The 17,852-nt window shown below is 69.3% G+C and carries 15 protein-coding genes; 4 read left to right on the top strand and 11 right to left on the bottom strand.

Annotated elements, in window-relative coordinates:
* Positions 1–24: 24 nt before the first annotated feature.
* Positions 25–987 carry a zinc-binding alcohol dehydrogenase family protein gene (locus AP428_RS21005; RefSeq protein WP_011547835.1) on the top strand — a complete coding sequence of 321 codons (963 nt, stop codon included), beginning with the start codon at positions 25–27 and terminating at the stop codon, positions 985–987.
* Between the two features lie 145 nt (positions 988–1,132).
* On the opposite strand, the gene AP428_RS21000 is transcribed toward AP428_RS21005, so the two are convergent.
* The 5 genes from AP428_RS21000 to AP428_RS20980 form a co-directional block, all read right to left on the bottom strand.
* A complete protein-coding gene (locus AP428_RS21000; RefSeq protein WP_011547834.1) occupies positions 1,133–2,224 on the bottom strand; it encodes a porin in 1,092 nt (363 codons plus the stop codon).
* Between the two features lie 152 nt (positions 2,225–2,376).
* The gene (locus AP428_RS20995) at positions 2,377–3,444 is read right to left on the bottom strand and encodes an ABC transporter ATP-binding protein (RefSeq protein WP_006479162.1); all 1,068 of its coding nucleotides are present in this window, start codon (positions 3,442–3,444) and stop codon (positions 2,377–2,379) included.
* Entirely contained in the window at positions 3,437–5,209 is a 1,773-nt protein-coding gene (locus AP428_RS20990; RefSeq protein WP_006479161.1) for an iron ABC transporter permease, read from the bottom strand. Before AP428_RS20990 ends, AP428_RS20995 begins: the two co-directional genes overlap by 8 nt.
* A 108-nt stretch (positions 5,210–5,317) precedes the next feature.
* Entirely contained in the window at positions 5,318–6,418 is a 1,101-nt protein-coding gene (locus AP428_RS20985) for an ABC transporter substrate-binding protein (RefSeq protein WP_054928366.1), read from the bottom strand.
* Positions 6,419–6,611: 193 nt separating this feature from the next.
* Positions 6,612–8,093, bottom strand: coding sequence for a PLP-dependent aminotransferase family protein (locus tag AP428_RS20980; RefSeq protein ID WP_054928365.1), 1,482 nt, complete (start codon positions 8,091–8,093; stop codon positions 6,612–6,614).
* 101 nt (positions 8,094–8,194) lie between these two features.
* Here AP428_RS20980 and AP428_RS20975 point away from each other — a divergent pair, with 101 nt between their 5' ends.
* The 3 genes from AP428_RS20975 to AP428_RS20965 all read left to right on the top strand — a co-directional run bounded on the left by AP428_RS20975 (position 8,195) and on the right by AP428_RS20965 (position 11,651).
* Positions 8,195–9,430 carry a multidrug effflux MFS transporter gene (locus tag AP428_RS20975; protein WP_054928364.1) on the top strand — a complete coding sequence of 412 codons (1,236 nt, stop codon included), beginning with the start codon at positions 8,195–8,197 and terminating at the stop codon, positions 9,428–9,430.
* 125 nt (positions 9,431–9,555) lie between these two features.
* On the top strand, positions 9,556–10,230 hold the full coding sequence (locus AP428_RS20970) for a response regulator (RefSeq protein WP_006479157.1): 675 nt from the start codon (positions 9,556–9,558) through the stop codon (positions 10,228–10,230).
* Positions 10,227–11,651, top strand: a complete 1,425-nt coding sequence (locus AP428_RS20965; protein ID WP_011547828.1) for a sensor histidine kinase — start codon at positions 10,227–10,229, stop codon at positions 11,649–11,651. Before AP428_RS20970 ends, AP428_RS20965 begins: the two co-directional genes overlap by 4 nt.
* Before the next feature lie 55 nt (positions 11,652–11,706).
* On the opposite strand, the gene AP428_RS20960 is transcribed toward AP428_RS20965, so the two are convergent.
* The 6 genes from AP428_RS20960 to AP428_RS20935 all read right to left on the bottom strand — a co-directional run bounded on the left by AP428_RS20960 (position 11,707) and on the right by AP428_RS20935 (position 17,834).
* On the bottom strand, positions 11,707–12,573 hold the full coding sequence (locus AP428_RS20960; protein WP_011547827.1) for an MOSC domain-containing protein: 867 nt from the start codon (positions 12,571–12,573) through the stop codon (positions 11,707–11,709).
* An 87-nt stretch (positions 12,574–12,660) separates the two neighbouring features.
* On the bottom strand, positions 12,661–13,614 hold the full coding sequence (locus AP428_RS20955; RefSeq protein ID WP_006479154.1) for an ABC transporter substrate-binding protein: 954 nt from the start codon (positions 13,612–13,614) through the stop codon (positions 12,661–12,663).
* A 33-nt stretch (positions 13,615–13,647) separates the two neighbouring features.
* The gene (locus AP428_RS20950; protein WP_011547826.1) at positions 13,648–14,832 is read right to left on the bottom strand and encodes a cytochrome c; all 1,185 of its coding nucleotides are present in this window, start codon (positions 14,830–14,832) and stop codon (positions 13,648–13,650) included.
* A gap of 50 nt (positions 14,833–14,882) precedes the next feature.
* The gene (locus AP428_RS20945) at positions 14,883–15,704 is read right to left on the bottom strand and encodes an ABC transporter ATP-binding protein (protein ID WP_011547825.1); all 822 of its coding nucleotides are present in this window, start codon (positions 15,702–15,704) and stop codon (positions 14,883–14,885) included.
* The gene (locus AP428_RS20940) at positions 15,698–16,795 is read right to left on the bottom strand and encodes an ABC transporter permease (RefSeq protein WP_011547824.1); all 1,098 of its coding nucleotides are present in this window, start codon (positions 16,793–16,795) and stop codon (positions 15,698–15,700) included. Before AP428_RS20940 ends, AP428_RS20945 begins: the two co-directional genes overlap by 7 nt.
* A 4-nt stretch (positions 16,796–16,799) precedes the next feature.
* Entirely contained in the window at positions 16,800–17,834 is a 1,035-nt protein-coding gene (locus AP428_RS20935; protein ID WP_011547823.1) for an ABC transporter substrate-binding protein, read from the bottom strand.
* Between the last annotated feature and the right edge of the window lie 18 nt (positions 17,835–17,852).

The following is a 17,852-nucleotide window of genomic DNA, read 5'->3' as shown; positions in this document are numbered from 1 at the left end:
CCCTCCAGAATTGAAGGAATCACCATGAAAGCAGCAGTCGTTGAAGGCGCTGGACAACGTCCGGTTTATACGGAGTTCGAACCGCCGGGCGCGATGCCGGGCCACAGCCTGATCGACGTGACGGCGTCCGCGCTGAGCCGCATCGCGCAGGGGCGTGCGGCGGGGACGCATTATTCGTCCGTTGGCGGTTATCCGTTCGTCGTCGGTGTCGACGGCGTGGGGCGTCTCGAAGATGGTCGGCGCGTCTACTTCTTCGGTGCGCCCGCGCCGTTCGGCGCAATGGCCGAACGTACGATCGCGCCCGATACGCAGTGCGTGCCGCTGCCGGACGCGCTCGACGATGTCACGGCGGCGGCGATCGCGATTCCGGGGATGTCGTCGTGGGCGGCGCTGACCGAACGCGCGGGGTTCGTCGCGGGCGAGACGGTGCTCGTCAACGGCGCAACGGGGACGTCGGGGCGGCTCGCGGTGCGGATCGCGAAGCATCTCGGCGCGGCGAAGGTGATCGCGACAGGCCGCAACGCGGCCGCGCTGCAGGCGTTGCTGAGTGCCGGCGCGGACGCGGTGGTGTCGCTGCAGCAGGACGACGTGCATCTGGCGCGGGCGCTCGAACCGCATTTCCGCGCGGGCGTGGACGTCGTGCTCGATTATCTGTGGGGCGCCAGCGCGCAGACGCTGCTGGTTGCCGCCGCGAAGGCGCCCCCTGGCGGACAGCGGGTGCGCTTCGTGGAGATCGGCTCGATCAGCGGCGCGGACGTGTTGTTGCCGGGCGCCGTGCTGCGCGCGACCGCGATCGAGCTGATGGGCAGCGGCCTGGGCAGCGTGCCGTTGCCGCGCCTGCTGGCGTCGGTGCACGGCGTGTTCGAGGCGGCCGGGGATGCGGGCCTCACGATCGACACGCGCACGGTGCCGCTGTCGGCGGTCGGTGAACACTGGGGCGATGCGAGCAGCGTCGTGCGTCCGGTGTTCACGATGCGTGGCGAGTGAGCAGCGCATCGCCAGGCAGCGGGCCGGATGCGGCGTGAGCGTCGAGTTGCGCGGCAGCGTTCGGCCGGTCGCCGTCATGCCGCCGCGCGTAGCGTGGAAAGCAGGCGGGGCGGCTGATCAACCGCTGCCGCTCGTCACGTCGGCTTCAAAACCGCTGCTGAATCCCCGCCGTCACCCCGACCTGCGTGGTGCCATACCCGTTGAAATCGCGCGACACGCCGACCTTCTGGTCGTGTTTCGCGATCGCGAACGCCCCGGCCGCATACAGCACCGTGCGCTTCGACAGCGCGTACTGCGCACGCACCGACACCAGCGTCGGATCGGTATCCGTGCCGCCCTTGATGTTCTGGTGATAGACGGCCGCGATCAGCGAGAACGTCGGCGTGAACTGGTACGACCCGCCGAGCCAATACATGTCGCTCAACTGGTTCGCGGCCGTGGTGTGGAACGTGCGCCGATAGTTGCGATAGCCGGCCATCGTCTTCAGGTTGCCGAAGTCGTAGCTCAGGCCCGCGTGGATGCCCTGAATGTAGTTGACTGTATCGGCCGGCGTGACGCTGTCGGCCGCGCCGTTCTGCCGGTCGAACGTGACGACCGCCGCGAACGGCCCCGTCTCGTAGCCCACCGCGAAATCGTATTTCGAGCTGGTCTTCATGCTGCCCGGCACGTTGCCGAACCCGTACAGCGCGCCGAACTTGAAGCCGCTGAATTCGCCGTCGTAGCGCACCGCGTTCGACGAGCGCGTGAACAGGCCGTCCTTGCGGCCGCCGGTCGCCATCGACGAGGTCGCCCACGAGTAGTTCTGCGCGTAACCCATCGGATCGAACGGCAGCATGTAATCGTAAGTGACGGTGAAGTTGCGGCCGAGCGACAGCTCACCCCATTTGCCTTTCAGGCCGACCGTCGCGCGGCGCGCGAAGATCGAGTCGGGGCCGTCGTCCGAGGCGCCGTTCGCGAGGTCGATTCCGCTTTCGAGCCGGAACACGGCCTTCAGCCCGCCGCCGAGATCCTCGACGCCGCGCAGGCCCCAGCGCGACGTGTTCTTGTTGCCCGACTTCAGCTTGACCGAATTGCCGCCTTGCGGCGCCGCATGGTTCGTGAATTCGATACCGGCGTCCATGATCCCGTACATCGTGACCGACGACTGCGCGTGCGCGGCCGGCGCGGCGAGGCAGGCGGCCGCGGCTGAACCGGTGAGGACTACTGTTCGAATCGAACGTTCTGCGCGTGACTTCATTGACGGTGTCTCCTTGGTTCTTGTGGGTTGGGTGAAACGGATACGGCACGCAACCGCGCAATTGCCCGCGGCGGACGCCGGGAAGCGTCCGCCGGGCAGGAAGGCGGCTGCGTGGAGTGACAGGCGGCGGCACGCTGACCGCCACGATCGGGTCAGCCCGCTTTCGCGAACGCCCAGCAGTCGTTGGTCGGGAATTCGATCCAGTGCTTGCCGGCCGCGCGCGGTACATGGCCGAACGCACGCAGGCGCATCTCGCCGCAATGGAACAGGTACTCCCAGCGATCGCCGAGATACATCGACGTGACGAGGTCGGCCTGCAGGCGGTTCGCGCCCGGGCCGTCGGTGACCTGCACGCGTTCGAGACGGATCACGGCCTGCGCGTCCTGGCCCGGCGCGAGCGTGTCGCGGGCAAGCGCCTGCAGCTCCCAGCCGTCGCCGGCGAGCGTCACGCATTCGCCGTCGATCGCGGCGACGCGCGCGTCGATCCGGTTGTTGCTGCCCATGAATTCGGCGGTGTACAGCGAGCGCGGCGCGCCGTACAGCTCGGCCGGCGTGCCTTCCTGCTCGATGCGACCGTTGCGCAGCAGCAGGATGCGGTCGGACATCGCCATCGCCTCGGTCTGGTCGTGCGTCACGCAGAGCGCCGACAGCCCGAGCGACACGATCAGCTCGCGCAGCCACGCACGCGCTTCCTCGCGCAGCTTCGCGTCGAGGTTCGACAGCGGCTCGTCGAGCAGGATCACCGGCGGGTTGTAGACGAGCGCGCGGGCGATCGCGACGCGCTGCTGCTGGCCGCCCGACAGCTGATGCGGAAAGCGTTCCGCGAGATGGCCGAGGCCGAGCTGGTCGAGCGCGGTCTGCACGCGGCGCTTCTGTTCGGCCGGTGCGACACGGCGCAGCTTGAGGCCGTAGCCGACGTTGTCGGCGACGGTGCGGTGCGGCCACAGCGCGTACGACTGGAACACGAGGCCGAGCGAGCGCTGTTCGACCGGCAGGTCGACGCGCCGCGCGCCGTCGAAGAACACGCGGTCGTCGAGCTGGATGCGGCCGTCCGACGGCTGTTCGAGGCCGGCCACCGCACGCAGCAGCGTGGTCTTGCCGCTGCCCGACGCGCCGAGCAGGCACACGACTTCGCCGGCCTTCAGTTCGAACGACACGCCCTTGAGGATCGGGTTGGCGCCGTAGCTGAGGTGCAGATCGTCGACGATGAGCTTATCCATGAAGTTTCACTCCGAAGCGCAGGGCCACGCCGAGACCGGCGCCGACCATCGCGATGTTGATGACAGAGAGCGCCGCGACCTGGTCGACGGCGCCGGTCGCCCACAGCGACACGAGCAGCGCGCCGATCACTTCGGTGCCGGGCGACAGCAGGTAGACGGCCGTCGAGTATTCGCGCTCGAAGATCATGAAGATCAGCAGCCACGCGGCGAGCAGGCCGAAGCGCACGAGCGGCAGCGTCACGTCGAGCGACACGCGGCTGCGCGTCGCGCCGACGCTGCGGCCAGCTTCCTCGAGTTCCGGGCCGACCTGCAGCAGCGCGCTCTGGATGAGCCGCATCCCGTACGCGAGCCACACGACCGTGTACGCGATCCAGATGCTCCACATCGAGTTCTTCAGCTCACGAAGGCCGGGCACGAACAGGAAGATCCACAGGAACGCGAGACCGGCGAGGAGACCCGGCACCGCGCGCGGCAGCAGCACGAGGTAGTCGAGCAGCTTGGTCGCCCAGTCGGGGCGGCGGTGGCCGGCGAACGCGACGAGCGAGTAGAAGCCGATCGCGAGCGCGCCGCCGATCACGCCGATGCCGAGCGTGTTGACGATCGCGCGCACCAGGTTGTCCTGCTCGAACAGTTCGATGAAGTTCGATAACGTCAGCACTTCGGCGAGCGCGACGCCTTCGCCCCAGTTGGTCACGAACGCCCGCAGCACGATGCCCGAGATCGGCACGATCACGGTCAGCATCAGCCACAGCGCGACGATCGCGAGCGCGACCCAGCGCCACACGCCGAGCGGCAGCACGGTCGCGCGGCCGGCCTTGCCCTTCACGGTGACGAAGCGGCTCGCGGTCTTCAGCAGGCGGCGCTGCAGCAGCACGAGCGGGAACGTGATCGCGACGATGCACACGGCGACCGCGGCCATCAGGTGATACGACGGCACGCCGAGCTTGTTGGTCAGCTTGTACAGGTAGGTCGCGAGCACGAGGTGGCCTTCCGGATCGCCGAGCACGAGCGGCAGCCCGAACACCTCGAAGCCGAGGAAGAACACCAGCACGCCGGCGAACAGCAGCGCGGGCATCGTCATCGGCAGGCTCACGTCGAGCGCGACGCGGAACGGGCGGGCGCCCGTCACGCGCGCGGCTTCCTCGACGTCCGAGCCGAGGTTGCGCAGCGCGGCCGACGAATACAGGTACACGTGCGGCACGTGCGTGAGGCCGACGATCACCGTGATCGCGAAGATCGAATACACGTTCCAGGGCACGTTCTGTACCCCGAAGAGTTCCTTGAACCACACCGAGTAGAAGCCGACCGGGCCGACCGCGACCACGTAGCCGAACGCGAGCACCATCGGCGACACGAACACCGGCGTGAGCAGCAGCGGTTCGAGCCAGCGGCGGCCGGGCAGGTCGGTGCGCACCATCAGGAACGCGAGGATGCCGCCGAGCGGGATCGAGATGAACAGCATCCCGCCGGCGATGATGAACGAGTTCTTCACGGCCGACCAGAAGTCGGGATCGCTGAAGATGAAACGGAAGCCTTCGATGCCGAGCGTCTTGTTCGCGTCGAAGAAAGGTGCGGACAGCAGGCTCTGGAACAGGATGAAGCCGAGCGGCAGCGCGACCGCGATGGTCAGGACCGCGACGACGATCCAGCGCAGCATGCCGGCGAGCGGCTGCAGGCTGCTGACCGGCAGTGCGGGAATCGCGTCGCGCGGGCCGGTGGCGGGCGGAACGGCCGGTGCCGTGCCGCGTGTGCTGGTTGAAAGCATGAGTTCGCCCCTGCGGCCATCCGGATGGCCGCCTCAAGGAAGTCGGTAAGGGGAAGGGGGCGCCCGCGCGCGGTGCGGCGGGCGGCCCGAGGTCAGCGGCTCAGCGCATCAGCGCTTGATCGCCTGCTGCCATTGCTTCAGGAACGCGAGGCGCTTCGACTGGTCGAGATAGACCAGCAGGCCGGTGCCGATCTGGATCGGCTTCAGCGAATCGCCGAGTTCCTTCGTGAGGCTCGCGGCCGACGTTTCGCCGGTCACGTCCGCGCGGATCGCGTACAGGTTCGCCTGGTTCGCGATCAGCGTCTGGCCGCGCTTGGACAGCAGGTAGTCGACCCACAGCTTCGCGGCGTTCGGGTTCTTCGCCTTCTTCGACACCGTGGCGAGGCGGCTCACGACCTGCGTGTAGTCCTTCGGAAACACGTAGCCGATCGACTTGTCCTTCTTCGCCTTTGCATAGGCATACGAACCGATGATGTTGTAGCCGATCAGGTTCTCGCCCGACGAGATGCGCTCCATCATCGCGCCCGTGCTCGACTGCAGCTTCGGGCCGGTCGCGCCGATCGCCTTGACGAGTTCCCACGTGACCTTCTCGTTCACGTGCGCGTCCTGGGTCAGATAGTTGAAGCCGACGCCCGATTTCTCGATGTCGTAGGTCGTGACCTTGCCCTTGAACTTGTCGGCCTGCGTGGTGAGCAGCTTGATCAGGTCGGCGCGCGTCGTCGGCACTTCGTTCTCGGGGATCAGCCGCTTGTTGTAGACGATCGCGAGCGGCTCGAACGTCGTGCCGTACGCCTGCTTCTGGTACTGCGCCCATTGCGGCACGTTCGGGCTTTCGGGCGAATCGTAGGATGCCATCAGGCCGTCGTTGACGAGCTTGACCTGCAGGTCCATCGCCGAGCTCCACAGCACGTCGGCGCTGGTGCTGCTCGCCGCGTTCTCGCTGATGTAGCGGTTGTACAGCTCGGTGCTGTTCATGTCGTTGTACTCGACCTTCACGCCGTACAGGCTTTCGAAGTCCTTGATCAGCGGACGCACGAGGCCCGTGTCGGTGGTCGAGTAGACGATCAGCTTGCCTTCCTTCTTCGCGGCGTCGATCACGCCCTGGTAGTTCCCCGGGTAGCCGGCCGGAACCTGCGCGACGGCGCTGCCGGCGGCAGTGCCCAGAACGATCGCCAGCGCGACGGCGAGTTGCTTCGGTGCAAACGGCATGTCTTCCTCCAGTGATGCGTGGGTTTTGTTCGAGTGACGCGGATGTTAATTGCGGGGCACTTTCAGCCTGCTTTCATTCCGGTTCGCAATCGCGCCGTTCGTGTCATGGATTTCCCGAGGTCGACGCGGCGCCGACCGCGGGTTTCGCGGCGCGCGGCAGGGCTTGAAAGGTGGGGCGACGCGGGGGCGCGGGTTACGCGGAAGTGGCCAGCAGTTGGCCGAGGAGGCGGCCGCCATGCCGCGCGCGGGCGGCCGTCAGCGCGGCATAGCCCACGACGACGCCCGCTTCGCGGCGGGCGCTTCGACAGAAGCCGCGGATCGGTTGCAGCTCGACGCCGGCCGCGCGGGCTTGCGCGACATACGTGGCATCGTCGATGCCGGGCGGCAGCCACAGCACGAAATGAAAGCCCGCGTGCTCGCCCGTCACCCTGTACCGGCCGCCGGCATGTTTCTCGATCTGGTCGAGCACGATGTCGCGCCGCTGGCGGTACGCGTGGCGGGCGGCGCGCAGGTGCTTCGCGAAATCGCCTTGACCGATGAAGCGGGCCAGCGCCAGTTGGGGCGCGACGCCGACCGAGCGCGCGGTCGCGTGCCACACGGCGGACAGCGCCGGCCGCAGTGCCGACGGCACGATCATGAAGCCGATGCGCAGCCCGGAAAACAGCGTCTTGTTGAACGACCCGCAATAGATCACGCGGTCGCACGCGTCGAGCGATTTCAGCGCGGGCAGCGGGGCGGTCTGGTAGCTGAATTCGCCGTCGTAGTCGTCCTCGATGATCCACGTGCGGTTGCGCTGCGCCCAGTCGAGCAGTTCGAGCCGGCGCGAGACCGACATCGTGACACCGAGCGGCGCCTGATGGGCTGGCGTCACGTAGGCGGCGCGCGCATCGGGATGGCGATTCAGCGATGCGGTGTCGATGCCTTCCCGATCGACCGGCACGTCGATCACGGTCGCGCCCGCGATCGTGAAGATCTGCCACGCCGACGCATAGCCGGGGTCCTCCATCAGCACCGCCGAGCCGGGCGCGAGCAGCGTGCGTGCGACGAGGTCGATCGCGTGGCGGATGCCGGTCGTGATGACGATGTCGCCGGCCTCGCACGGGATGCCGCGGTATTCCCGCAGGTACGCGGCGATCTCGGCGCGCAGGCTTTCGACGCCCTGTGCCGGTGTCGCACCGAGATCGTCCGCAGTCGCGGCGAGCAGGCTGGCGCCGAGCGCCTTCTTCCATTGCTGCATCGGCAGCAGGCCGGGATCGGCGAGCCGCGCGACGAACGGGACGCCCGGACGCACGCCGTGCTCGGGCTCGGCCGGGGTGGTGGGCGCCGGGGGCGCGATGGTAGCGGGGAGCGGGCTGCCGTCTCGCGACCGCGCGGCCGCGCGCAGATAGCTGTCCGGCACCACCGCGCACACGTGTGTGCCGGAGCCTTGCGTGCGGGCGATGTAGCCCTCGGCGCACAGGATGTCGTACGCCGCTTCGACGGTGCCGCGCGCGATGCCCCAGCGCGCGGCCAGCGTCCGGCTGGATGGCAGCGGACTGTCGCCGGGCAGCAGGCGTTTCAGGATCGCGTCGCGGATCGTGTCGGCGATGCATTCCTGCTTCGAGTGCGGGCTGCCGCCCGACAGCCCGGCAGGGCGCGGCAGGTCCAGCGGAATCGCGGCTTTGCCTCGCGGCATAGTGGTCCAGTCGACAGTCGATTTAATGGTCCTTCAGCTTATATCACTTTCGCCTTAGATTGCTGTCGACCCCACTCATCCGGCCGATCCGGACTTACCGCATGAAGACGCGTTCATTACCCCGCCGGGGCTGGCTGTTCCTGTTGATGCTCGTCGTGTGCCTGCCGCGCATCACGATCGACGCATACCTGCCGTCGCTGCCCGCGATGGCGGATGCGCTGCACGGCACCGACGCGCAGCTGCAACTCACGCTGACCCTGTACATGGTCGGCTATGCGCTGTCGATGCTGGTGTCGGGGCCGCTGTCCGACCGTTATGGCCGACGGCCGGTGCTGCTCGGCTGCCTGTGCGTGTACGTCGTCGCGAGCGTTGCCTGCGCATGGTCGACCAGCATTCCGGCGCTGATCGCCGCGCGCGTGTTCCAGGCGCTGGGCGGCTGCTGCGGCACCGTGATCGGCCGGGTGATCGTGCGCGAGCGTTTTCCGGCCGCGACGCAGGCCACGATGCTCGGCCATATTTCGGCGAGCATGGCGCTGTCGCCGGTGGTCGCGCCGCTGGCCGGCAGCGCGATTGCCGAGTGGCTCGGCTGGCGCGGCGTGTTCGGCTGGCTGGCGGCGGGCGGGCTGGTCGCGACCGCGATGGTGCTGCGCTACCTGCCCGAGACCCGCGAGCGCGACGCGCGGCCGCCCGCCGGCGCCGGGCTGCTGCGGACCTACGCCGGCCTGCTGCGCGAGCGGCGGTTCCTGCGCTATTCGCTCGCGATCAGCTTTGCTTATTGCACCTACTATCCGTTCATCGCGGAATCGTCGACGCTGTTCCAGCGGCACATCGGCGTGTCCGGGCCGGTCTATGCGGCGATCTTCGGCGTGACCGTGCTCGGCTACCTGATCGGTTCAAGTGCGTTCGCGAGGACCGGTACGCGCCGGACAGCCGATTCGGTCATCGCGGCGGCGGCGGCCGTCAATCTGGTCGGCGCCGCCGTGCTGTGGGTCGGCGGCGCGCTCGCGCCGGCTTCGGTGACGGCGCTCGTCGCGCCGATGTTCGTCGTGATGATCGCGGTCGGGATCGCGATTCCGGCCTGTCAGTTCGCGGTGATGCAGCCGTACACGAAGATCGCCGGCACGGCGTCGGGGCTGTTCTTCTTTATCCAGATGGCGATCACGGCCGCGTGCGGCGGCGTGCTGGCGTGGCTATCGGACGGCACCGTGCATCCGATGATCGTCGTCACGGTCGGCGCGAGCGTCGCGTTCGTCGCGGTGGTGGCCGGTTTCCGCGAGCGGCGCGTGACCGGCGACGCGCGCATCGTGGCGCGCAACCAGCCTGCTGCCGAGCGCTGAGTCGCTGCGGCCGGCATCGCGCGCGGCGGCTTCGCGACACCCGCGCAACCCGTGTTTGCGCGAGGCGTGGAGACGGAAAGGATCATGTAATGTAGCGGGCTGTCGCTGACCTTACCGGAATCCCCATGCGTGTGCTGCTCGTCGAAGACAACCCGAACCTGGCCCAGTCGCTGAACGATGCGCTGAGCGCCGCGCGCTTCGCGGTCGATCACATGGCCGACGGCGAGGCGGCGGACCACGTGCTGCGCACGCAGGATTACGCGCTGGTGATTCTGGACCTCGGGCTGCCGAAACTGGACGGGCTCGAGGTGCTGCGACGACTGCGCGCGCGCCGCAACCCGGTGCCGGTGCTGATCCTCACCGCGCACGGGTCGGTCGAGGACCGCGTGAAGGGGCTCGATCTCGGCGCCGACGACTATCTCGCGAAGCCGTTCGAGCTGACCGAACTCGAGGCGCGCGCCCGCGCGCTGATCCGGCGCAGTCTTGGGCACGAGCATTCGCGCGTCGAGTGCGGGCCGCTTTCGTACGACAGTATCGACCGCAGCTTCCATCTCGCGGGCGAGCCGCTGTCGCTCACGCCGCGCGAGCGCTCGGTGCTCGAGGTGCTGATCCTGCGCAACGGCCGCGCGATCAACAAGGACACGCTGTCGGAGAAGATCTTCGGGCTCGACGAATCGGTCAACGCCGATGCGATCGAGATCTACGTGTACCGGTTGCGCAAGAAGCTGGAGAACACGGGCGTCGCGATCGTCACGCTGCGCGGGTTGGGCTATCTGCTCGAAGCGAAGGCGGAAGGATGACCCGCCCGAACCTGCGCGCGCAGGTCGCGCTGTGGCTGCTGCTGCCGCTGCTGGGCCTGCTCGCGCTCGACTCGTGGCTCACGTACCAGCGTGCGATGAGCGCCGCGCACGTCGCGTTCGACCGCACGCTGTCGTCGTCGCTGAAGTCGATCCGTGAAGGCGTGCGGCTCAACGACGGCGAGATCGAGGTCGACCTGCCGTATCTCGCGCTCGAAATGCTCGAATCGAGCGACGGCGGCAAGATCTACTACCTGATCCGCGAGGACAACGGCCACACGATCACCGGCTATCCGGACCTGCCGCTGCCGCAGGGCCGCGACGCGGGCGACGGCGCGTTGTTCGTCACGCGGTACTACGACGTCGTGTATCGCGGCGAACAGTTGCGGATGGCCGCACTGCGCATCCCGGTGCACGACGTGCCGACCGCGCAGTCGCGCATCGTGTGGGTGATGGTCGGCGAGACGATCGAGGCGCGCCAGGCGCTCGCGCGCGAGATCCTGATCGGGTCGCTGTTGCAGGAAGGGCTGCTCGTCGTGCTGGCGCTCGGGATCGTGTGGCTCGGCGTCGGCCGCGGGCTGCGGCCGCTGAACCGGCTGTCGGCCACCGTCGCCGCGCGCAGCGAGGACGACACGACGCCGCTCGACACGGGCGCGATGCCGAGCGAACTCGCGCCGCTCGTCGATTCGATCAACCAGTACATCGGCCGCACGCAGCGGATGCAGGTGGCGCGGCGGCGCTTCTTCGCCGATGCGGCCCATCAGTTGAAGACGCCGCTCGCGGCCGTCCAGGCGGGCGTCGAACTCGCGCTGCGGCCGGACGAGCAGCCGCGCGCGAACGTGCATCTGCGGCGCGCGAACGGCGCGGTGCGGCAGGCCGCGAAGATCGTCCAGCAACTGCTGTCGCTGTCGCGGCTCGATTCGGACAGCGGTCATGCGGTCGCGCACAAGCCGGTCGCGCTGCACCGGCTTGCCCGCAGCGTGACGCTCGACTGGTCGCCCGTCGCCCGCGCGCGCGACATCGATCTCGGCTTCGAACACGAAGCCGACGTCGACGTGCTCGGCCAATCCGACTTGCTCGGCGAGATGATCGGCAACCTGATCGACAACGCGATCCGTTATGCGGGCGACCATGCGGTGATCACGGTGCGTATCTCGCGCGACGGCGAACAGGCGCGGCTCGACGTGATCGACAACGGGCCGGGCATTCCGGCCGACGAACGCGACGCGGTGTTCGAGCGCTTCCATCGCGGCAGCAAGACGCAGACGGTCGAAGGCACCGGGCTTGGGCTGTCGATCGTGCGGGAAATCGCGCGCGTGCATCAGGGCAGCGTGACGCTGGCCGATGCGGCCGGCGGCGGCCTCGTCGTGACGATCCGGCTGCCGGCGGCGGCGGCGAGCGACGCGATGCCGCGCGCCGCGTGATCGGACGCGACGAGACGGCGCGTGAAGGGAATGCGGGGCGCTGTCCGGCTCCGGCTCAATCGCCGAAGCCGATCTCCGCTTCGACCGGCTGCCCGACTTCGAGCCACGCGCCCGCGCCTGCGACGACGATCGCGTTGATGCCGAACGTCAGCGCGCCGTCGTAGTTCGGGTTCGCGCGATAGGTCTGCATCGTGTCGGTCGGCTCGTGCGGCCATGCCGGATCGGGTGCGCCGGTGGCCTGGTCGATCGTCGGCATCGGGCAGCGCGTGCACAGCTTCACGAGCCGCAGCCGCACCGGCGTATCGCCGTCGACGTCGAGATGCTCGACGAAATCCTCTTCGTACGCATCGAGATCCGACACGACGATGTTCGGCCGGAAGCGGTTCATCGGAATGGCCGGCGCGCCTTTCGCGGCGAGCCGCGCGTTCAGGTCGTCGAGCGACGACTGGCCGATCACCAGCAGCGGATAGCCGTCCGCGAACTGCGTATGCGTATCGATCTCGCCGGTCCATTTGCGGTTGCAGCCGCGGCGCGCGTCGGGGCCGAAGCGTGCGAGCTTCGTCGGCACGCCGAGGAATTCGGTGAGCCATGCGGCCGTGTCGGCGCCGGTGTCGATCGCGTCGACGGTGTCGCGCCACACGGTCGCGGCGATCTTCGGCGTGGCGGGCGTCGCGTCGCCATCGAGCGGCGTGCGGATTTCCGGCATGCCCGGCGCGTTCAGCACGAGTGCATCGCCGTCGAGCGTCGGGCGGATCAGCGCGAGGCGCGGGTGCGTGCGCTGCGTGAGCATCTGCCCGTGCGGATCGGTGATCAGCCAGTGGCGGTCGTACGCGAGGCCCGTTTCCAGCAGTTGCGCGCGTGTCAGCGCGATGCCGGCGCAGGATTTGATCGGATAGACGAAGAGTTCGGTGATGGCTGGCATGACGCTGGCTGAAGGCGGGCTGATCGAAGCGCGATTGTGCCAGATCGTGCCGCAGCCGTTTGGGCGGCTGCGCGCCGCCCGCGCTCGTCACGCGAGCGGGAAGCCCGTGTCGAAGGTCGTGCGTACGTCGAGCGGCTGGCGCAGCAGCCCGGCCTTCAGGTAGAAGTCGGCCGTGCGTTGCTGCTCGGCGATCACCGGCGCGTCGATCGGCAGCCAGCGCGTGCCGCGGCGCTCGAATTGCAGCTTCGCGGCGGCCGGCGGAATGCCGATGATGCGCGCGAGCGCCGCCGAATACGCGTCGACGTGCCGGTACGACCAGGCCTGCGCGCGCACGACGCGCCGCAGGAAATCGTGCAGCACGTCGCGTTTCGATGCGATCGCCGCGTCGGTCGCCGCCAGATAGCTGAGGCCCGACCACAGCCCGCGGCCGTTGACCAGCACGCGCGCGCGGCCGCTCGTTTCGGCGAGCGCGGTATAGGGCTCCCAGGTTGCCCACGCGTCGATCGAACCGGTGGCGAGCGCCAGCATCGTGTCGGCCGGCGGCAGGAAGCGGAACGACACGGCGTCGGGCGGCAGGCCGGCCGCGTCGAGCGCCTTCAGCGTGACGAAATGGCCGATCGAGCCGCGCGTGGTGCCGATGCGCTTGCCTTTCAGGTCGGCCGCGCCTTTCAGCGCGGCGTCGGGCTGCACGAGCACGGCCGTGCCGTACGGATCGGAACGGTTCGCGCCGATCACCTTGATGCGGGCGCCCGATGCCAGCGCGAAGATCACCGGCGCGTCGCCGATCGGCCCGCAGTCGACGGCGGCCGCGTTCAGCGCTTCGGCGAGCGGTGCGGCGGCAGGAAATTCGGTCCACGCGATGTCGTACGCGAGGCCGTTCAGTTCGCCGGCCGCTTCGAGCAGTGCGCGCAGCCCGCCTTTCTGGTCGCCGGCGCGCAGCAGCGGGCGTGCGCCCGATTGCGCGCGCACGACGGCGGGGGCGGCGGCGATCGTGGCAAGGGCGCTCGCCTGGGCGAGGAAGTGGCGTCGGGTCGGATTCATCGTGAAGTTCGGTTGAGGGAAGGGTTCATGAATTCAATGCGGGAGCCCGGCTTGTACGTCGCGCACTGGTTCCCGATCGACGCGCAGCAGCAGTGCGGTCAGCGCGTCGCCGCGGGTGGCCGGCGTGGACGGCCGGACAGCCGCCGTATCCGAGCGGCACAGCAGGTCGGCGTCCGACCAGCCGGCGCTGCCCGGCAACGCACGCGCGCGCAGCCAGCCGCGTCGATCCGCAAGCAGTTGCGTGCCGCCGAGCGCATCGGGCGCGACGCCGGCAATCGTCGCGAACGCGCGCCACGCATCGACGGTCGTCGCGACGCAGTTCGCACGCGAGCCGGTCGACGATGGCACCGACACCCCGTTTTCGGTGACCAGCAAGGTCTGCCAGCGGGCGTCTTCCTGCGGTGGCGTCGCGCCGGGCGCAAGCGCGACGACGCGCACGCGCTGGCCTTCGCGCCAGCGCTCGAGCGCTTGAGGCGCGGCGTCGCCGCACCGCACGTCGAGGGCCGGCAGCGGGACCGGCACCGGCCACGCGCCTTCTGCCTGCGCGCCGCTGCCGGCAGCCAGCGCTTTCAGGTAGTCGAGCACGGCCCAGGTGTCCTGCGGGCCGAGGGTCGCCGCAAAGCCGGGCATCGTCGGCGCGCCGTGCTCGTCCTGCGTGCCGTGGCGCACGCGCCAGAACAGTTCGCCGTCGAGGCGACGCGCGAGCAGCGCGCCGGCGAAGGTCGGCGGCCAGTGCGCGAGCGTGGCCGCGAGCGGCCCTTCGCCGCGTCCGTCCGTGCCGTGGCAGGCCGCGCAATGTTGCGTGTACAGGTGCGCGCCGCGCATCACGTTCGCTACGGAAAACGGCGCGGGATCGCGCTGAAAGCTGGTCGGCACGGCCGGCGCGAGCCACAGCGACGCGGGTGGCCACGGCGCGAACCACGCGACGGCCAGCGCGGCGATGGCCAGCACGACACGCCACTTGCGCGAAGCCAGCGCGGTGCACGCGAGCACGACGGCCAGCGCCGTCGCGCCACAGGCGAGCGCGAGCTGCCGCGTGAGCCCCGCGTCGATGCGCAGCGTCTCGAGCGCGATGCGATGCGCCCACGGCCACGCGGCCTGTCCGTCGGCGTCGCCGGTCAGGCCGATCGCGTGCAGCCCACGCGCCAACGCGATTTGCGCGCGATACAGCAGTTGCAGGAACGCGATGGCCCAGTCGGCGAACGGCGGCGCGTTCATCGCGCGCGTCCCCGGTGGATCGCGGTCAAACGTCGAACGGCATCCGGCATCTACCAGCTCGCATCGAGCCCGAGATGCCGCAGCGCGTCGTGCCGCAATTCGGCGAGGCGCGGGTCGCCGCGATGGCGCGGGTAGGGCAGGTCGACGCGCAGTTCGGCGACGATCGTTGCCGGGCGCGGCCCGAACACGATCACGCGCTGCGCGAGGAACAGCGCTTCTTCCACGTCGTGCGTGACGAGCAGCGCGGAGAAACCGTCGCGTTGCCACAGCGCGGTCAGCTCGGCCTGCATCGTGAGCCGCGTCAGCGAATCGAGCTTGCCGAGCGGTTCGTCGAGGATCAGCAGGCGCGGATCGTTGACGAGCGCGCGGGCGAGCGCGACGCGCTGCGCCATCCCGCCGGACAACTGATGCGGAAACACGTTCGCGAAGTCCTGCAGCCCGACGCGCGCGAGCGCATCGTCGACGCGATGCTGCGAGGCACGCGCCACGCCGCGTGCTTCGAGGCCGAGCGCGACGTTCGCGCGCACGCGCCGCCACGGGTACAGCGTCGGGTCCTGGAACACGACGATGCGCGACGGATCGGGGCGCTCGATCGGCACGCCATCCTGCGCGATGGTGCCTTGCCGTGCGGCGTCGAGCCCCGCGACGAGGCGCAGCAGCGTCGATTTCCCGCAGCCGCTCGGGCCGAGCAGCGCGACGAATTCGCCGGCCGCGACCGACAGCGACACGTCGTCGAGCACCGGCAGCGCGCCGTCGGGGCCGTCGAACGCATGGCTCACGCGGCGGATGTCGATGCGCGCGCCGCGCGGCGGCGTGACGGCGGGCGCCGCGGCAGTGGCCGCGGACGGTTCGAGTACGGCGGCGCTTACCATTTGACGGTTCCTTTCTGCCAGGCGAGCACACGGTCGCGCACGGCGAACAGCAGCGCGATCAGCCCGGAAAACAGCAGCGCCATCACGATCAGCGCCGCATACATGTTCACGTACGACGCCCAGCCCTGCGCCCAGCTCAAATACCAGCCGAGCCCCGACTTGACGCCCATCATCTCGGCGACGACCAACACGGTGAACGACGCGCTCAGCCCCATGAAGATGCCGACGAACACGTGCGGCAGCGCGGCCGGAATCGCGACGCGCAGCACGAGGAAGCGTGCGTTCGCGCCGAGCGTGCGCGCGACGTCGTAGTACTGCTTGTTCACGCTCGCGACACCGGACCACGTGAGCACGGCAACCGGGAAGCCCGTCGCCAGCGCGATCAGGAACGCGGCGGCCGAATAGCTCGACGGGAAGAAGTAGAACGTGAGCGGCAGCAGCGCGGTGGCCGGCACCGGCCCGAGCACGCGCAGCACCGGATGCACCCAGTAGCCGATCCGGCGCGACCAGCCGATCGACACGCCGACCGCGAAGCCGACCGTGACGCCGTACGCGAAGCCGAGTGCGAGCAGCTTCAGCGTGTTGGCGGCGCTGCCGGCGAGGCGCGGCCAGTCGTCGACGTAGACCTCGATCAGCGCCTGCGGCGGCGCGAAGAACGGCGTCGGCAGCCAGCCGGTTTTGGCGGTGACGATTTCCCACGCGGCGAGCACGAGCGGCAGCGCGACGAGCCACGGGCCGGCCGGCCGTACCCGCGCGAGCCGCGTGCGGGTCGCAGGGACGAGATGGCCGAGCGTCGCGGCGGCGAGCAGCAGCGCGGCGATTGTCCACGCGGCCGTGCCGAACGTGTCGGTGTACGCCCAGTCGCTGAAGCCTACGATCCGGTTCGGCCACAGTTGCGTGAGCGCGCCGAGCGCGGCCCATGCGAATGCGGCGGCGATCCCGGTCGGCCAGATGCGCTCGCGCCGCGCTTGCGCGGCCAGCGTGGCTTCGCACGTCGTGCAGGCTGCGCGCGCGGAACCTGGAGCGTTGGCGGCGGCGCCGGCCGGAGCCGACGCGGTGCGTGCGGCGGAAGCGTGTTCGATCGTCGACATCGCGTTACCCCAGTACGTTCGCATAGACCTGCTGCGCGAAGCGCTGCGGGTCCGTGCTCTTCTTCAGCACGCTGATGCGGCGGAAATCGTCCGCATAGAACGCGATTTCCTGCTGCAGGTCGACGTTGGTCGGGTGATGCGTGTAGGTGAGCGTCGCATACAGCTTGCGCAGATCCTCGGGGCTGATCTTCGGCGAATACTTCGCGAACACCTTGGCGGCTTCGTTCGGGTTGTCGTGCGTGTATTCGGTGGCCTGCACGATCGAGCGCGCGAGCGCGGCGGCCGACGGCCGGTCGTTGCGCACGAGGTCGCCGCGCGCGCCGATCACGCAGCACACCTTGCGCGCGTATTCGCCGGACAGGTTGGTCGCGAGTTCGGTGTACGCGCCGTTGCTGCGCTTTTCGAGCAGATACAGATTCGGGTCGCCGTCGGCGATCGCGTGGATCTCGCCCTTGTCGACCGCGACGCCGAGCAGGTCGGCCGGATACTGCCGCCACGTGATGTCGCGCTCCGGATCGACGCCATTTTTCGCGAGCAGGATCGAGAAGAAGTGCTTGCCGGGCGCGGCGAGATCGCTGACGCCGACCGTCTTGCCCTTCAGCGCCTGCAGCGTCGTGACGCCGGCCGCCTTCGCGCCGAGCAGGCGCACGCAGCCGCCGTGCGAACTGCCGATGATCTTCACGTCGAAGCCGGCTTCGAGCGGCTTCAGCCAGCGGTGGATCATCCCGACCGCCGCATCGGCCTTGCCGGTCGCGATCGATTCGAGCAGTTGATCGGTCGAGCCGCTGTAGTTGATCAGATCGACCTGCAGCCCGTTCTTCTCGAAGAAGCCGCGCTCCTGCGCGACGACGATCGGCGTCAGGCAGAACGCGTTCTGGTTCCACGCGAACGTGAGTTTCTTCAGCGGCGGCGCGGACCACGCCTTGCGGCCGAGCGTGATCGCAGGGACGGCGAGCGCGGCGGCGCCGGCCGCGCGCAGCAGCCGGCGGCGTTGGTCGTCGTGCGTGTCGGCGGGCGCGGGTGCGGTGGTGTGGGTCATTGTGTGGTCTCCGGGGTG

The organism is Burkholderia sp. E168m22 (assembly GCF_001319805.1).
Lineage (GTDB): Bacteria > Pseudomonadota > Gammaproteobacteria > Burkholderiales > Burkholderiaceae > Burkholderia > Burkholderia orbicola.
The sequence above is the reverse complement of the archived record's forward strand: the minus strand, read 5'-3'. Positions and strand labels throughout refer to the sequence as shown.

Bases quoted from the DNA above. Each gene is read 5' to 3' on its own strand.
- AP428_RS20985 (WP_054928366.1), bottom strand. From the start codon at position 6,418: ATGCCGTTTGCACCGAAGCAACTCGCCGTCGCGCTGGCGATCGTTCTG.
- AP428_RS20970 (WP_006479157.1), top strand. From the start codon at position 9,556: ATGCGTGTGCTGCTCGTCGAAGACAACCCGAACCTGGCCCAGTCGCTG.
- AP428_RS20960 (WP_011547827.1), bottom strand. From the start codon at position 12,573: ATGCCAGCCATCACCGAACTCTTCGTCTATCCGATCAAATCCTGCGCC.
- AP428_RS20980 (WP_054928365.1), bottom strand. From the start codon at position 8,093: ATGCCGCGAGGCAAAGCCGCGATTCCGCTGGACCTGCCGCGCCCTGCC.
- AP428_RS21000 (WP_011547834.1), bottom strand. From the start codon at position 2,224: ATGAAGTCACGCGCAGAACGTTCGATTCGAACAGTAGTCCTCACCGGT.
- AP428_RS20990 (WP_006479161.1), bottom strand. From the start codon at position 5,209: ATGCTTTCAACCAGCACACGCGGCACGGCACCGGCCGTTCCGCCCGCC.
- AP428_RS20975 (WP_054928364.1), top strand. From the start codon at position 8,195: ATGAAGACGCGTTCATTACCCCGCCGGGGCTGGCTGTTCCTGTTGATG.
- AP428_RS20945 (WP_011547825.1), bottom strand. From the start codon at position 15,704: ATGGTAAGCGCCGCCGTACTCGAACCGTCCGCGGCCACTGCCGCGGCG.
- AP428_RS20995 (WP_006479162.1), bottom strand. From the start codon at position 3,444: ATGGATAAGCTCATCGTCGACGATCTGCACCTCAGCTACGGCGCCAAC.
- AP428_RS20935 (WP_011547823.1), bottom strand. From the start codon at position 17,834: ATGACCCACACCACCGCACCCGCGCCCGCCGACACGCACGACGACCAA.
- AP428_RS21005 (WP_011547835.1), top strand. From the start codon at position 25: ATGAAAGCAGCAGTCGTTGAAGGCGCTGGACAACGTCCGGTTTATACG.
- AP428_RS20950 (WP_011547826.1), bottom strand. From the start codon at position 14,832: ATGAACGCGCCGCCGTTCGCCGACTGGGCCATCGCGTTCCTGCAACTG.
- AP428_RS20965 (WP_011547828.1), top strand. From the start codon at position 10,227: ATGACCCGCCCGAACCTGCGCGCGCAGGTCGCGCTGTGGCTGCTGCTG.
- AP428_RS20955 (WP_006479154.1), bottom strand. From the start codon at position 13,614: ATGAATCCGACCCGACGCCACTTCCTCGCCCAGGCGAGCGCCCTTGCC.
- AP428_RS20940 (WP_011547824.1), bottom strand. From the start codon at position 16,795: ATGTCGACGATCGAACACGCTTCCGCCGCACGCACCGCGTCGGCTCCG.